This is a genomic window from Plantibacter sp. AC185 (assembly GCF_979258065.1).
Genome location: NZ_OZ409831.1, coordinates 3,958,072 through 3,972,634, shown reverse-complemented (window position 1 = coordinate 3,972,634; position 14,563 = coordinate 3,958,072). Strand labels below are relative to the sequence as shown.

The window sequence follows — 14,563 nt, the reverse complement described above, 5'->3', positions numbered from 1 at the left end:
TCCTTCCTCCACCGAAGCGGAGAAGATCCGGTCCCTCAGGACCCAACAGCGTGCATATGCAAACCCTCCAGCCGGCCACCGTTCCAATCTCCCGAAGAAGACGTACTTGCTGGCAGACTCTCACGTCTGCATCAATGTCAATGTTCCACCCATGAGCGCCACCCGAGAACATTCGTCTCAGTGTGACTTGGCAACGTAAACCTCGCTGTATACAGACGAGCGTTGCACATGCTCCTTAGAAAGGAGGTGATCCAGCCGCACCTTCCGGTACGGCTACCTTGTTACGACTTAGTCCTAATTACCGATCCCACCTTAGACAGCTCCATCCTTGCGGTTAGGCCACTGGCTTCGGGTGTTACCGACTTTCATGACTTGACGGGCGGTGTGTACAAGGCCCGGGAACGTATTCACCGCAGCGTTGCTGATCTGCGATTACTAGCGACTCCGACTTCATGAGGTCGAGTTGCAGACCTCAATCCGAACTGGGACCAGCTTTTTGGGATTCGCTCCACCTTACGGTATTGCAGCCCTTTGTACTGGCCATTGTAGCATGCGTGAAGCCCAAGACATAAGGGGCATGATGATTTGACGTCGTCCCCACCTTCCTCCGAGTTGACCCCGGCAGTATCCCATGAGTTCCCACCATTACGTGCTGGCAACATAGAACGAGGGTTGCGCTCGTTGCGGGACTTAACCCAACATCTCACGACACGAGCTGACGACAACCATGCACCACCTGTTTACGAGTGTCCAAAGAGTTGACCATTTCTGGCCCGTTCTCGTATATGTCAAGCCTTGGTAAGGTTCTTCGCGTTGCATCGAATTAATCCGCATGCTCCGCCGCTTGTGCGGGCCCCCGTCAATTCCTTTGAGTTTTAGCCTTGCGGCCGTACTCCCCAGGCGGGGCGCTTAATGCGTTAGCTACGACACGGAAACCGTGGAATGGTCCCCACATCTAGCGCCCAACGTTTACGGGGTGGACTACCAGGGTATCTAAGCCTGTTTGCTCCCCACCCTTTCGCTCCTCAGCGTCAGTAGCGGCCCAGAGATCTGCCTTCGCCATCGGTGTTCCTCCTGATATCTGCGCATTCCACCGCTACACCAGGAATTCCAATCTCCCCTACCGCACTCTAGTCTGCCCGTACCCACTGCAGACCCGAGGTTGAGCCTCGGGATTTCACAGCAGACGCGACAAACCGCCTACGAGCTCTTTACGCCCAATAATTCCGGACAACGCTTGCACCCTACGTATTACCGCGGCTGCTGGCACGTAGTTAGCCGGTGCTTTTTCTGCAGGTACCGTCACTTTCGCTTCTTCCCTGCTAAAAGAGGTTTACAACCCGAAGGCCGTCGTCCCTCACGCGGCGTTGCTGCATCAGGCTTTCGCCCATTGTGCAATATTCCCCACTGCTGCCTCCCGTAGGAGTCTGGGCCGTGTCTCAGTCCCAGTGTGGCCGGTCACCCTCTCAGGCCGGCTACCCGTCGTCGCCTTGGTGAGCCGTTACCTCACCAACAAGCTGATAGGCCGCGAGTCCATCCTTGACCAAAATTCTTTCCAGCAACTCACCATGCGGTGGAAGCTCGTATCCGGTATTAGACGTCGTTTCCAACGCTTATCCCAGAGTCAAGGGCAGGTTACTCACGTGTTACTCACCCGTTCGCCACTAATCCACCCAGCAAGCTGGGCTTCATCGTTCGACTTGCATGTGTTAAGCACGCCGCCAGCGTTCGTCCTGAGCCAGGATCAAACTCTCCGTAAATGTTGAATTGCACGACCACCGAAGCAGCCGGCACATTTCGCGCACCATGCCACCGGAATAGGTGAACACGATGCAAGTTTGAAACTGACAGAACAAATCATTACTGACTTGCTTTGTTTTGTTTAAATGTTTTCCAAAGGAATCTCTTACAACATCAACCAACCGAAAAGGAAGGCATCAATTGCACGAGGTTTTTGGCATTTGACATTGTGCACGCTGTTGAGTTCTCAAGGATCGGATGCTCCTGCCTTTGGCCATCACGACCGCCCTGCAGGGCAACTTCTCTAACTTACCACTTCTTCGGTTCTTGTCAAGTCGAACCAGGAGCTGATCTGAGTGGACCGAAGTCCGTCTGATCCTCACCGCTTCGATGACCCGAGAGCTGGGAAGTTCCAACCTAGTCTTGAAGTGAGACGATCTCAAGTGTGAGTTTGACTCACGTGGAGATGCTCGGCTTTTGGCTGGGTATCAGTCCCACTTGAGGCCGGGAAGCTCTTCCGCTTCCCGCACCTTTGGGGTGACGAGTGATTACTTTACGCAGACCGCCAGGGGCTGGCAAATCATCGCTGCATCCCGGGCGTGTCGCCCGGATCCACGCGCTTCAGTCCCGATCAGCGTCACCGATGCCGAGGACGGCCGCTGAGCCGGAGCCGGCCGCGACGACCGTCGCGACGGCGAGTGGGCTTCCGCCCCAGGCGGTGAACGAGTACTCGTCTCCGGCGGAGTCGACCGACCAACCGCGCTCGCCCGTGGTCGCGTCGATGCCGACGAGCGTGCCGTCGAGCGTGAGCAGGAGGGTCCGGTCGCTGTATCCGACGAGGCTGCCCTCGGCGTCCTGCTCCTCGTATCGGATCTCACCGTCTCGAGCGCCGACCCCGGTGTATCCGCCTTCGCCGTCACCGAGCATGATCGTGTCGCCCACGGTGTACGCGCCGTCCCAGGTGCTCGTCAGTCCGCTGCGCCACTCGACCTCGCCGGATCGCGGGTCGAGGCGGCGGACCCGCTCCCCCGACTGGTCGGCGACGACCAACAGCCCGCTCGCGTCGAGCACCACCGGCAGCGCCCCGGTCGCCTTCCAGCGCTCGGCGCCGGTGCGGTCGTCCACCCCGCGGATCGTGGTGTCGTTGCCGGAGTAGTCGATCGCGACGAGATCGCCGCCCACCTGCTGGTAGTACCAGGAGAGGTCGCCCTGCCAGTCGATGGTCGATCCGTCGTCGAGCGAGTAGACCGCACTGTCGTAGAAGAGCTTGTCGCCCGCGGTGGTCGCCCGCTCGCCGGCATCACCGTTGACCTCCCAGACCGGGTCGGTCAGATCCGTCGACCGATAGCGACCGACCGTCCCGGTGCCGTCGGCCGTGGTCGACGAGATGAGCAGGTCACCCTCGAGCCCCGGGACGAACGCCGCCGGCGCGGCGAAGTCGGCGAAGCCGATCCCCTCGACACTCGAGTGCTCTTGCGAGGTGGACACCACGTGCCCGTCGCGACGGCTCACGGCGACCATGAGGTCGCCCTGGCTGAGCACGATCGCGGCCGCATCCGGTGGGGAGACGACCACCGGTGCGTCGAAGCGGTCGAACTCCGGAGAGAGCTCGGTGACGCGACGGTCCCAGAGGGTGTGGCCGTTCGCCGTGTTCACCAGGGAGACCACCGTCTCGCCCGGAGCGTCGTCGAGGGTCGTCTGATCCAGTGGCCGGTCGGTCGACCACACGAGCAGCGCGGTGTTGGGGCTCGCGGTGTACCCGTTGAGGTAGAGCTCGTCGCCCGCGGGCACCTCGTCATCCAGCGGATGCGCGAGTTCCCAGGTTCCGACGGTCGGCTTCGTCGGGAGGTCGCGGAGGAGCGCGAGCCCCTCGACGCGGTGGGGAACGGCCGCGACCACGATGAGCACGACCGCGACGATCGCAGCGACCACGGCGAGTGCGAGTCCGCCGAGGAGGAACCATCGTCGGCGCGAGGTGGTCCGCTTGACCGTGGTGGGCAACGAATCAGGGTGCCAGAGGGCGCGGGGCGCAGTCGGTTCCTGCGGTGCATCCCCCGCGGCGGTTGCCGAGGCCGGTTCGGCCGCAGCGACTGTCGCCGGGTGCGGAGTCGACGCCTGCGCCGGCGCCGGGTCGGTGGATTCGGGATCCGGGACCGGTGTCGGCACCGCGCTCGGGGCGATCGACGTCGCGGTACCGGGGTTCGTGGGCTCAATCGTGTCGACGTCCGGCGACGGCAGTCGATCGGCTTCCGCTGCTGGGGCACCGGTCTCGACGTGGGGTGCATCGGTCTCGACGAGGTCGCCGTCATCGGCCGGCGTGGGCCGGTCGTCCGTCGACTCCGACTGGAGCTCGTCCGCCGGCTCCGGCTCGGCCGCCGCCTCGGCCGGCGTCTCCACCGTCGACAGCTCATCCGTGCGCAGCGGCAGCATGGCCCCACAACTCGGGCACACACCGTCGCGACGGTCGACGATCTCGGTCCCGCACGCCTCGCAGAGCTGCACTCGGAGCATCCCCTTCAGGTTCGATGACGACGGCGATGCCGTCGTCGGCGGATCAGGCGGGCGCTCCGTCGAGGAACAGCCCGGCGAGGGTGCGCTTGCCGCGGCGCAGCACGGCCACCCCGCCCGTGAGGAACCGGTCGTCCAGGGTCGCGTCGACGTCGTCGATCTTGCGGTTGTTCACCGAAACCCCTCCCTGGGCGACCGCGCGTCGAGCCTCACCGAGGCTCGCACACAGCTCCGTGTCGACGAGCGCCTGGATGACGAGCGTCTCCGCGGCCACCCGCGCGTTCGGCAACTCCGTGACGGCCGACCGCAGCGTGTCCGCGTCGAGTGCGTCCAGATCGCCCTGACCGAAGAGCGCGGCCGACGCGGCGATGGCCGCATCCGTCGCGGCGACCCCGTGGACGAGCGCGGTGACGGCGTAGGCGAGGGTCTTCTGCGCCTCACGCTTGAACGGTTCCGACTCGGTCGCGGCCGCCAGTCGCTCGATCTCCACCCGATCGAGGAACGTGAACACCTTCAGCCGGGCGATGACGTCCGCATCGTCGGTGTTGACCCAGAACTGGTAGAACGCGTACGGGCTCGTCATGCTCGGGTCGAGCCAGACCGCGTTGCCTTCGCTCTTCCCGAACTTCGTGCCGTCCGAGTTCGTGATCAGCGGGGTCCCGATCGCGTGGACGGTGGCCCGCTCGACCCGGTGGATGAGGTCGGTGCCGCTCGTGAGGTTGCCCCACTGGTCGCTCCCGCCGGTCTGCAGGACGCAGCCGTATTCGCGGTACAGCTCGAGGTAGTCCATCCCCTGGAGGATCTGGTAACTGAACTCGGTGTAGCTGATCCCCGCCTCCGAGTTGAGACGGGCACTGACCGCGTCCTTCTTCAGCATCGTGCCGACGCGGTAGTGCTTGCCGATCTCCCGCAGGAAGTCGATCGCGGAGAGCGGTGCGGTCCAATCGAGGTTGTTGACCATGCGCGCGGCGTTGTCGCCCTCGAAACTGAGGAAGCGTTCGATCTGCGCGCGGAGCGACTGCACCCACTCGGCGACGGTGTCCGGCGTGTTCAGCGTGCGCTCGGCGGTCGGTCGTGGGTCGCCGATGAGGCCGGTCGAACCGCCGACGAGCCCGAGCGGGCGGTGTCCGGCAAGCTGAAGCCGACGCATGACGAGCAGCTGGACCAGGTTGCCCAGGTGGAGGCTCGCAGCCGTCGGGTCGAACCCGCAGTAGTAGGTGATCGGCGCTCCACCGAGCAGACGCTTCAGCTCTTGCTGATCCGTCGACACGTGGACGAGCCCGCGCCAGACGAGTTCGTCCCAGACGTCCTCGAAGGTCGGATCGTTGCGCTGGTCAGGAAGAGCGAGGTTCGACACGCTTGCAAGGCTATCAGCGCGGCATCGGCTGCCGGATCGGGCGCATCGGCACCGGCGCGATCGTGGCGACCGTGACGTGCAGGAATTCCTCTCATTCGTCAGAGTTGTGGAAATACCTGCATGTTGCGACTAGGGTGATCGAGCCCACCCACCGCCGAGAGGAGAACCGTGTACGTGCTGACCGTCGATCAGATCGCGAGCCGGACCGGCCCTGATCGAGCCGCCGGTGTCATCGAGTCGATCAACGACCGGTTCCCGGACCGCCTGCTCCTCCAGGCCGAACGCACGGCGGGCGACGAGTTCCAGCTCGCCACCGAGGACGCCGAGGTCGCGCTCGCCATCGCCTTCGACCTCCTCCGGGATCGCGGCTGGAGCGTGGGCATCGGACAAGGCGACGTCCGGCGTCCGCTCCCCGATTCGACCCGAGCCGCGACCGGTCAGGCCTTCTACGCCGCGAGGGAGGCCGTCACGCGGGCCAAGCGGGCGCCCTTCCGGTTCGCGCTCGAGGCGGCCGACCAGCAGGGCGGCGCCGATGTCGAAGCACTCATCGTGCTCCTCCTCCACCTCCGCGACCGGAGGACCGCCGGCGGCTGGGAGGTCGCCGACCTGCTCGCGGCCGGCGTGACCCAGTCCGAGGCCGCGGCACGACTCGGCATCACCGAGAGTTCGGTCAGTCGCCGGGTCGCGGCCGCCGGAGTCCGAGCCGAAGCCGCAGCGACCACCGCGCTCATCCGCCTCCTGGCGAAGCTCGACCAGGACGCCTCCGTGCACCACCCCGACGACCGAAAGGACGAGCGATGAACCTCATCACGCTCACGCCCATCACCTGGCCGACCGTCATCGGCCTCCTCGGAAGCGCGCTCGTCTTCCTCCTGCTGGCCCGGGTGCTGACCGCGCGTCTCGCGGATCGTCTCATGGTCGTGGCGGCTGCCCTCATGGTGATCGGGGCCCTCCTGGTCGCGCTCGTCCCCTCGGTTCCGCCGACCGGTCCGGCACTCGTGCTCCTCGGCGTCTTCGTCCTCGCCGTCGCGGTCGCCGGCGGTGGTCCGGTCGCCTCCTTCGTCCTCGCCCTCGCGACGAAGGGCAGCGTCGCCCCCGGGATCCACGGCGGCATCCTCGTGGAGCACCGGAACCCGAGCGCCTCGCAGGTCGTCGGACGTCCCATCGAGGTGCTGCGCGGCGGGACCGCGATCGGGATCCTCGAACGGCTCGCCCTCGTCGCCGCGTTGTTCTCCGGCTATCCGGAGGCGATCGCGGTCATCGTCGCCGTGAAGGGTGTCGGACGCTTCACCGAACTCGACTCGGCCGAGGCGCGCGAGCGGTTCATCATCGGCTCGCTCGCCAGCCTCCTCTGGGCTGCCGGGGTGGCGTCGATCCTGCTGCTCGCGCGAGGCTGAGTCGGCGGGTCAGTCCACCGCCCTGGGCGACCGGCGGTAGGGCGAGACGGTCGTCTCCCCCGGGAGCACGAACCGCCACGGGTAGGCGGCTCCCCCACCGACCCCGCTGACGCCCGTCCGCGGACCGGCCGCCGAGGCGAGCGGGCGCTCGGGCAAGAGCAGATCGAACGGCGGCTCGGCGAGGTCGTCACCCGACTGGTCGAGCGCGATCCCGAGCGACACGGTGAGCCGCGCCGGTCCTCTGGCCAGGTCGCGATCCAGCACCCGGTCACCGCGTCGCAGCCGCGCGAGCTCCAGCCCCGCGACGACCTCGCCGGCACGCAGGAGGACGGCCGACGCCGTGCCGACCGGTGAACACACGACGTTGATGCAGACGTGCATGCCGTAGCTGAAGTACGCGTACAGATGCCCGGGCGGACCGAACATCGGACTCGTGCGCGGCGTCGGACCGCGGTGCGCATGGGATCCGGGATCCTCGCCGACCCCGAGATAGGCCTCGACCTCGGTGAGACGGACCGACACGGTGCCCTCGGGCGTCGTGTGGGACAGCACCGCGCCGAGCAGCGCGGGCGCGACCTCGAGGGCCGATCCCGAGGTCAGCGCCCGCAGCGGACCGGCCGACGTCATCGGACCCCGCCCCGTCTAGAGCGAAAGGGCCTGCGACAGCGTGCCCACCCGCCCGACGAGTGCCACGAGCTGGTCCTGGACCCGCTCCGGCGCCGTCCCGCCGGCGCCGAGTCGGCTGCCGATCGAGCCGTCGACGGTCAGTACCCGTCGCACAGCCGGCGTGAGGTGCTCCGAGACACCCGCCAGTGCGGCGTCGTCCGGTTCGTCGAGGGCCAGCCCGCGCTCCTCGCAGTACCGCACGAGCTCGCCGCTGATCTCGTGGGCGTCGCGGAAGGCGACACCCTGCTTGACGAGCCACTCGGCGACGTCCGTCGCGAGGGAGAACCCCTCCGGTGCGAGCTCGCGCAGCCGTGCCGTGTCGAAGCGGAGCGTCGCCACCATCCCGGTGAACGCCGGCAGCAACACCTCGAGCTGGTTCACGGAGTCGAACACCGGCTCCTTGTCCTCCTGCAGGTCGCGGTTGTACGCGAGCGGCAGCGCCTTCAACGTCGCCAGCAACCCGGTCAGGTTCCCGATGAGTCGCCCGGACTTCCCGCGGGCCAGTTCGGCGATGTCGGGGTTCTTCTTCTGCGGCATGATGCTCGAGCCGGTCGAGTAGGCGTCGTCGAGGGTCACGAACCCGAACTCGCGGGTGTTCCAGACGATGATCTCCTCGGCGAACCGGGACAGGTTGATCCCGATCAGCGAGGTGATGAACGCGAACTCGGCGACCACGTCGCGGCTGGCGGTGGCGTCGATCGAGTTCTCCGTCGGCCGGTCGAGCCCGAGCTCGTGCGCGACGAGCACCGGGTCGAGCCCGAGGGAACTGCCGGCGAGCGCTCCGGAACCGTACGGCGAGGCGCTCGCCCGGGCGAGCCAGTCGCGGAGCCGTTCCAGGTCGCGGGTGAGCGGCCAGGCGTGCGCGAGCAGCTGGTGGGCGAGCAGCACCGGCTGGGCGTGCTGCAGGTGCGTGCGGCCGGGCATCACCGCGTCCGGGTGTGCTTCGGCCTGGGAGACGATCGCGTCGATCAGGTGGATGACGTCGCGGGCGATCACCCGTCCGTGATCGATGAGGTAGAGGCGCACGAGCGTCGCGATCTGGTCGTTCCGGCTCCGGCCGGCACGCAGCTTCCCACCGAGTTCCTTGCCGGCCCGTTCGACGAGCCCGCGTTCCAGCGCCGAGTGGACGTCCTCATCGCCCTCCGCCGCGACGAACGTCCCGTCAGCCACGTCGGCGTCCAGGACGTCGAGGGCGGCGAGCATCCCGCGAAGCTCGTCCTCGTCGAGGTACCCCGCCGACGCGAGCGCCTTGGCGTGGGCGCGGGAACCCGCGATGTCGTATGCGGCGAGGACCCAGTCGAACTGAGTGGACTTGCTCAGACGGGCCAGTTCCGGCGACGGTCCGCTCGCGAAGCGTCCACCCCAGAGGGCCCCGGATTCGCCTGCTCGGTTCTGCTGATCTGCCACGATGGGCCTCCTGTACTGCTGGCGTCCGGAGTGCTCCGGACTGGTCGGTCGGCCGCAGCCGGGGAAGGGTCAGGCCGCGGAGCCGGCGTGCTGCTGCTCGAGCAGCCACACGAGCAGGGCCTTCTGCGCGTGGAGGCGGTTCTCCGCCTCGTCCCAGATGATGCTCTGCGCCCCGTCGATGACCTCGGCCTCGACCTCGAAGCCGCGATCGGCGGGCAGGCAGTGCATGAAGACGGCGTCGGACGCGGCGAGCCCCATGAGCCTGCGGTCGACCCGGTAGCCGCCGAAGATGGCGACGCGTTGCGCCTTCTCGTCCTCCTTGCCCATCGACACCCAGGTGTCGGTGATCATCACGTCGGCATCCGCCGCCGCCGCGTCGGGGTCGGTGGTCACGAGCACGGAGCCGCCCGTCGTCGCGGCGATGCGCTCCGCGTCGGCGACGACGTCCGCAGCCGGGGCGAACTCGGCCGGGGCGGCGACGCGGACATGCATCCCCGCCGTCGCGCCGGCCAACAGGTAGGAGTGGGCCATGTTGCTCGCTCCGTCGCCGAAGAACGACATCGTCAGACCGGCGAGCTCGCCCTTGTGCTCGCGGATCGTGAGGAGGTCGGCGAGGAGCTGGCACGGGTGGAAGTCGTCGGACAGCGCGTTGACGACGGGCACCGTCGTCCCGGCCGAGATCTCCTCGAGACCGGACTGGGCGTAGGTCCGCCAGACGATCGCCGCGACCTGACGTTCGAGGACGCGAGCGGTGTCGGCGGCCGTCTCCTTGCCGCCGAGCTGGCTGTTGGCCGTCGAGATGATGAGCGGGGATCCGCCGAGGTCGGCGATCCCCACGGCGAAGGAGACGCGTGTCCGCGTCGAGGACTTGTCGAAGATGACCGCGACGGTCTGCGGGCCTTCGAGCGGCTTCCGCGACCAGCGGTCGCGCTTCAGCTCGGTGGCGAGGTCGAGGATCTCGGCCTGCTCGGACGGGCTGAGGTCGTCGTCGCGGAGGAAGTGACGGGTCATGGCTGGTGGTCCTGTTCGTGTGGGTCGATGGCCGGTCAGGCCTGGACGGCGTCGAGCGCCGCGCGGAAGAGGGAGGTGAACTCGTCGATCTCGGCGTCGCCGATGATGAGCGGCGGCGCGATCCGGATGCTCGTCGCGTTCGGGGCGTTGATGATGAGCCCTCGGTCGAACGCCGCGGCCGACAGCTCGGCCGCCACCGGGGCGCTCAAGCCGATGCCGATGAGCAGCCCGTGTCCGCGGACCTCCTCGACGAGCGGGGAACCGATGGCGGTGATGACGGCCCGCAACTGCTCACCGCGCGCGGCGGCGTTCTGCACGAGACCGGCGCGCTCGATCTCCTCGAGCACCGCGTTCGCCGTCGCGGTCGCGAGCGGGTTGCCTCCGAAGGTGCTGCCGTGCTGGCCGGGTCCGAACAGCTCGGAGGCGGCGCCGAAGGTGACGAGGGCGCCGATCGGCATGCCACCGCCGATCCCCTTGGCGACGGTGATCGCGTCCGGGACGATGCCGTCCCGCTGGAACGCGAACCACTCCCCCGTCCGACCGGCCCCGGTCTGGATCTCGTCGATGATGAGCAGCACGCCGTGTGCCTCGGTGAGTGCCCTGGCACGGGCGAGGTAGCCCTCCGGCAGGTCGATGACGCCGGCTTCGCCCTTGATCGGTTCGAGGATCAGCGCGGCGACCCGGTCGTCGATCGCCGCCTCGAGTGCCTCGATCGTGGTCGGGATGTGCTCGACGCCGCCCGGGAGCGGGTGGAACCCCTCCTGCAGGGCAGGCTTGCCGGTCAGGGCGAGCGCGCCGAAGGTCCGCCCGTGGAAGGAGTTCTCCAGGGTGAGGACCCGGGTCCGCGATCCGTCGCCGTGGTTGAGTCGGGCGAGCTTGAACGCCGCCTCGTTCGCCTCGGCACCGGAGTTCGCGAAGTACACCCGACCGCCCTCGTCCGCTCCGGCGAGACGCTTCAGTCGGGCCGCGAGCTCGAGCTGCGGCGGACTCGAGAAGTAGTTGGAGACGTGCGCGAGCGTGCTCGCCTGTCGCGTGATCGCACCGACGAACGCCGGATGCGCATGTCCCAGTGCGTTCACCGCGATGCCCGCGAGGAAGTCGAGGTAGCGGTTGCCCTCGGCGTCCCAGACATGGCATCCCTCACCGCGCGTCAGCATCGCGATCGGCGTGTTGAACGTGCGCATCATGTCGCGGTCGACGCGGCTCTTCCAGTCGCTCATGAGTCCTCCGGGACGACCTCGGTGCCTGAGCCGTTCTGGGTGAACACCTCGAGCAGGATGGAGTGGGGTACGCGGCCATCGATGATGGCGGCCTTGGCGACCCCGCCGTCGACGGCGTCGAGGCAGGCGGTCATCTTCGGGATCATGCCCGATTCGAGCGTGGGCAGCATGGCTCGGAGCTCACTCGTCGTGATCTGCGAGACGAGCGAGTCGCGGTTGGGCCAGTCGCTGTACAGCCCGGCGACATCGGTCAGGATGACGAGCTTCGCGGCACCGAGTGCCACGGCGAGCGCCGCGGCGGCCGCATCGGCGTTCACGTTGAGCGTCTGGCCGGGCTGGTCGAGGTCGGGGGCGATCGAGGAGACCACCGGGATGTTGCCGGCGTCGAGGTAGGCCTGCACCGAGGTGGGGTCGACGCTGACGACGTCGCCGACGAGCCCGATGTCCACGGTCTCGCCGTCGACGACGATCGAGCGACGACGCCCGCCGAACAGGCCCGCGTCCTCGCCGGACAGTCCTGCGGCGAGCGGGCCGTGTTCGTTGATCCGCCCCACGAGCTCGGGGTTGACCTGACCGGTGAGGACCATCCGGACGACCTCCATGGCCTCGGGCGTCGTGACCCGGTACCCGCCGCGGAACTCGCTGTGGATGTCGAGCCGCTCGAGCATCGCGGAGATCTGCGGGCCACCACCGTGCACGACGACGGGCTTCAGCCCCGCGTAGCGCAGATAGACCATGTCCTCGGCGAACGCCTGCGCGAGCTCGTCGCTCACCATCGCGTTGCCGCCGAACTTGACGACGATCGTCTGGTCGCGGAAGGTCTTCAGCCAGGGAAGCGACTCGATGAGGGTGGCGGCCTTGATCGCCGCCTCCTCGGGAGAGTTGTCTCGGTACTGGGTCATCATCAGCTCGCGTACGCGCTGTTCTCGTGCACGTAGTCGTGCGTGAGGTCGTTCGTCCAGATGGTGGCTCCCGTGTCGCCGGCGTGGAGGTCGATGAGCACGTGCACGGCGCGCGGCGACAGGTCGACGAGGTCGCGCGACTGATCCGGCTCGCCGGCCGTGCACACCTGGACGCCGTTCATAGCCACGTCGATCCCGTACGGGTCGAACTCGGCACCCGTGGTCCCGACGGCCGCGAGCACCCGGCCCCAGTTCGGGTCGTTGCCGAAGATGGCCGCCTTGAAGAGGTTGCTGCGGGAGACCGCGCGGGCGACCTCGACCGCGTCGTCCTCGGACACCGCGCCGACGACCTCGATCGCGACGTCGTGGGCCGCGCCCTCGGCATCGGCCTGCAACTGCAGGGTGAGGTCGCGGCACACCTCCGTCAGCGCCTCGGTGAAGGCGGACAGCTCCGGGGTCACGCCGCTCGACCCGGAGGCGAGGAGTGACACCGTGTCGTTGGTGGACATGCAACCGTCGGAGTCGAGACGGTCGAAGGTGACGCGGGTCGCGCTGCGGAGCGCCTGATCGAGCTGCGCCGGCTCGAGCACGGCGTCGGTCGTGATGACGACGAGCATCGTCGCGAGCCCGGGGGCGAGCATGCCCGCACCCTTCGCCATGCCGCCGACGGTCCATCCGTCCGCGCTCCGAACGGCCTGTTTCGGCTTCGTGTCGGTCGTCATGATCGCGGTCGCCGCGGCGAGGCCGGCAGCTTCGCTCGCACCGTCCTCGTCGGCGACCGCGCGGGTGGCGTCCCAGACGCCCGCGGTCAGCTTGTCGAGATCGAGCTGTTCGCCGATGAGCCCCGTGGAGCAGACGAGGACGTCGCCGGCCGAGATCGCGAGCCGCTCGGCGACGGCCTCCGCGGTCGCGTGCGTCGTCTGGAAACCGCGCGTCCCCGTGTAGCAGTTCGCGCCGCCGGAGTTCAGGACGATCGCCGAGACGATGCCGTCCTGCATGACCTGCTCGCTCCAGAGGATCGGGTTGGCCTTGCACCGGTTGCTCGTGAACACCGTCGCCGCGTGCTGCAGCGGACCGACGTTGTGGACCACCGCGAGGTCGAGGCCCCCGGAGGTCTTGAGGCCGCAGGCGACGCCCGCCGCGAGGAACCCTGCTGCTGCTGTCACACTCACGGTGCCACTCCATTCACACTCAAGCCGGTCGTCTCGGGGAGCCCGAGCGCGATGTTCGCCGATTGGATCGCCGCGCCGGCGGTCCCCTTCACGAGGTTGTCGACGGCGGTCACGACGACGACCCGTCCCACCGTCTCGTCGACGGCGAGTCCGATCAGCGCGGTGTTGGCGCCGAGGACGTCGGCCGTCCGGGGGAACGAGCCCTCGGGCAGCACGTGGACGAACGGCTCGTCGGCGTAGGCCGTCTCCCAGGCCTCGCGGACCGCTGCCGCCGTGGTGCCCGGGACGATGCGTGCCGTCGAGGTGGCCAGGATGCCGCGTGACATCGGGACGATGACCGGGGTGAACGAGATGGACGCGCGATCGGCACCGGCCGCCCGGAGGCTCTGCGTGATCTCGGGGATGTGACGGTGGGTACCGCCGACGGCGTACGGGTTGGCCGTGCCGAGCACCTCGCTCGCGAGCAGGTTGACCTTCAGGCTCTTCCCCGCGCCGGACGGCCCGACGGCGAGCACGGAGACGAGGTCGAGCGGCTCGATCACCCCCGCGGCGATGCCGGGCGCGAGGGACAGGGCGACGGTGCTCGCGTTGCATCCAGGAGCGGCGATCCGCTTGGCGCCCACGAGAGCGTCGCGCCCCCGACCGGTGGACGTCTGGAGCTCCGGCACACCGTAGGCCCAGGCGCCGAAGTAGTCGCCGCCGTAGAAGGCGTCCCAGTCGGCTTCGTCGACGAGCCGGTGGTCGGCTCCGCAGTCGACGACGAGGGTCTCCGGTGGAAGCGATGCCGTGACCTCACCCGACTTGCCGTGCGGCAGGGCGAGGAAGACGACGTCGTGTCCCGCGAGCACCTCCGGCGTCGTCGCCTCGAGGACGAGATGCCGGAGTGATCGGAGGTGTGGCTGGTGGTCGACGAGCGGTTGACCGGCGTTCGCGTGCGCGGTCACCGTCCGGACGTCGAAGTCGGGGTGGTCGGCGAGCAGCCGAAGCAGCTCGCCTCCTGCGTAGCCGGATGCTCCGGCCACCGCTACAGAGAAGGACATGGCTCTACCTTATTGAGTGGACGCTCGAGGGGCGGAGGCGGCGACTCCTGGACGACTGCACGGTCACCTGGACCGTGCGAGCACCGGGGTCGCCTATCGTCGCTCTGCGGTAGCGCGTGCGGACACGGTACGGCGGAGGGCGC

At 67.9% G+C, this 14,563-nt stretch carries 11 protein-coding genes and 1 rRNA gene; 2 read left to right on the top strand and 10 right to left on the bottom strand.

Annotated elements, in window-relative coordinates; all coding sequences use genetic code 11:
* Positions 1-239: 239 nt before the first annotated feature.
* The 3 genes from ACZZZB_RS18495 to tyrS form a co-directional block, all read right to left on the bottom strand.
* Positions 240-1,760: ribosomal RNA gene (locus ACZZZB_RS18495) — 16S ribosomal RNA — on the bottom strand.
* A 601-nt stretch (positions 1,761-2,361) separates the two neighbouring features.
* Positions 2,362-4,251, bottom strand: a complete 1,890-nt coding sequence (locus tag ACZZZB_RS18490; RefSeq protein WP_463530435.1) for an outer membrane protein assembly factor BamB family protein — start codon at positions 4,249-4,251, stop codon at positions 2,362-2,364.
* Between the two features lie 43 nt (positions 4,252-4,294).
* Entirely contained in the window at positions 4,295-5,605 is a 1,311-nt protein-coding gene (tyrS, locus tag ACZZZB_RS18485) for a tyrosine--tRNA ligase (protein WP_229939659.1), read from the bottom strand.
* A gap of 168 nt (positions 5,606-5,773) precedes the next feature.
* On the opposite strand from tyrS, the gene ACZZZB_RS18480 reads away from it, so the two are divergent.
* Together ACZZZB_RS18480 and ACZZZB_RS18475 are read left to right on the top strand one after the other, a co-directional pair.
* Positions 5,774-6,406 carry a DNA-binding protein gene (locus ACZZZB_RS18480; protein ID WP_463530434.1) on the top strand — a complete coding sequence of 211 codons (633 nt, stop codon included), beginning with the start codon at positions 5,774-5,776 and terminating at the stop codon, positions 6,404-6,406.
* Entirely contained in the window at positions 6,403-7,002 is a 600-nt protein-coding gene (locus ACZZZB_RS18475; protein WP_194645660.1) for a hypothetical protein, read from the top strand. Before ACZZZB_RS18480 ends, ACZZZB_RS18475 begins: the two co-directional genes overlap by 4 nt.
* A 9-nt stretch (positions 7,003-7,011) precedes the next feature.
* On the opposite strand, the gene ACZZZB_RS18470 is transcribed toward ACZZZB_RS18475, so the two are convergent.
* The 7 genes from ACZZZB_RS18470 to argC all read right to left on the bottom strand — a co-directional run bounded on the left by ACZZZB_RS18470 (position 7,012) and on the right by argC (position 14,420).
* Positions 7,012-7,629 (bottom strand): DNA-3-methyladenine glycosylase, encoded by a 618-nt coding sequence (locus tag ACZZZB_RS18470; protein WP_202938873.1) that lies wholly within the window; start codon positions 7,627-7,629, stop codon positions 7,012-7,014.
* 15 nt (positions 7,630-7,644) lie between these two features.
* Positions 7,645-9,075 (bottom strand): argininosuccinate lyase, encoded by a 1,431-nt coding sequence (gene argH, locus ACZZZB_RS18465; protein ID WP_463530433.1) that lies wholly within the window; start codon positions 9,073-9,075, stop codon positions 7,645-7,647.
* A 69-nt stretch (positions 9,076-9,144) separates the two neighbouring features.
* Positions 9,145-10,086 (bottom strand): ornithine carbamoyltransferase, encoded by a 942-nt coding sequence (gene argF / locus ACZZZB_RS18460; RefSeq protein WP_463530432.1) that lies wholly within the window; start codon positions 10,084-10,086, stop codon positions 9,145-9,147.
* 35 nt (positions 10,087-10,121) lie between these two features.
* Positions 10,122-11,306, bottom strand: coding sequence for an acetylornithine transaminase (locus tag ACZZZB_RS18455; RefSeq protein WP_079707057.1), 1,185 nt, complete (start codon positions 11,304-11,306; stop codon positions 10,122-10,124).
* Positions 11,303-12,208, bottom strand: a complete 906-nt coding sequence (gene argB / locus ACZZZB_RS18450; protein WP_079707058.1) for an acetylglutamate kinase — start codon at positions 12,206-12,208, stop codon at positions 11,303-11,305. Before argB ends, ACZZZB_RS18455 begins: the two co-directional genes overlap by 4 nt.
* A 2-nt stretch (positions 12,209-12,210) precedes the next feature.
* Positions 12,211-13,380, bottom strand: a complete 1,170-nt coding sequence (argJ, locus tag ACZZZB_RS18445; RefSeq protein WP_086473853.1) for a bifunctional glutamate N-acetyltransferase/amino-acid acetyltransferase ArgJ — start codon at positions 13,378-13,380, stop codon at positions 12,211-12,213.
* Entirely contained in the window at positions 13,377-14,420 is a 1,044-nt protein-coding gene (gene argC / locus ACZZZB_RS18440; RefSeq protein WP_229939655.1) for an N-acetyl-gamma-glutamyl-phosphate reductase, read from the bottom strand. Before argC ends, argJ begins: the two co-directional genes overlap by 4 nt.
* Positions 14,421-14,563 lie beyond the last annotated feature (143 nt).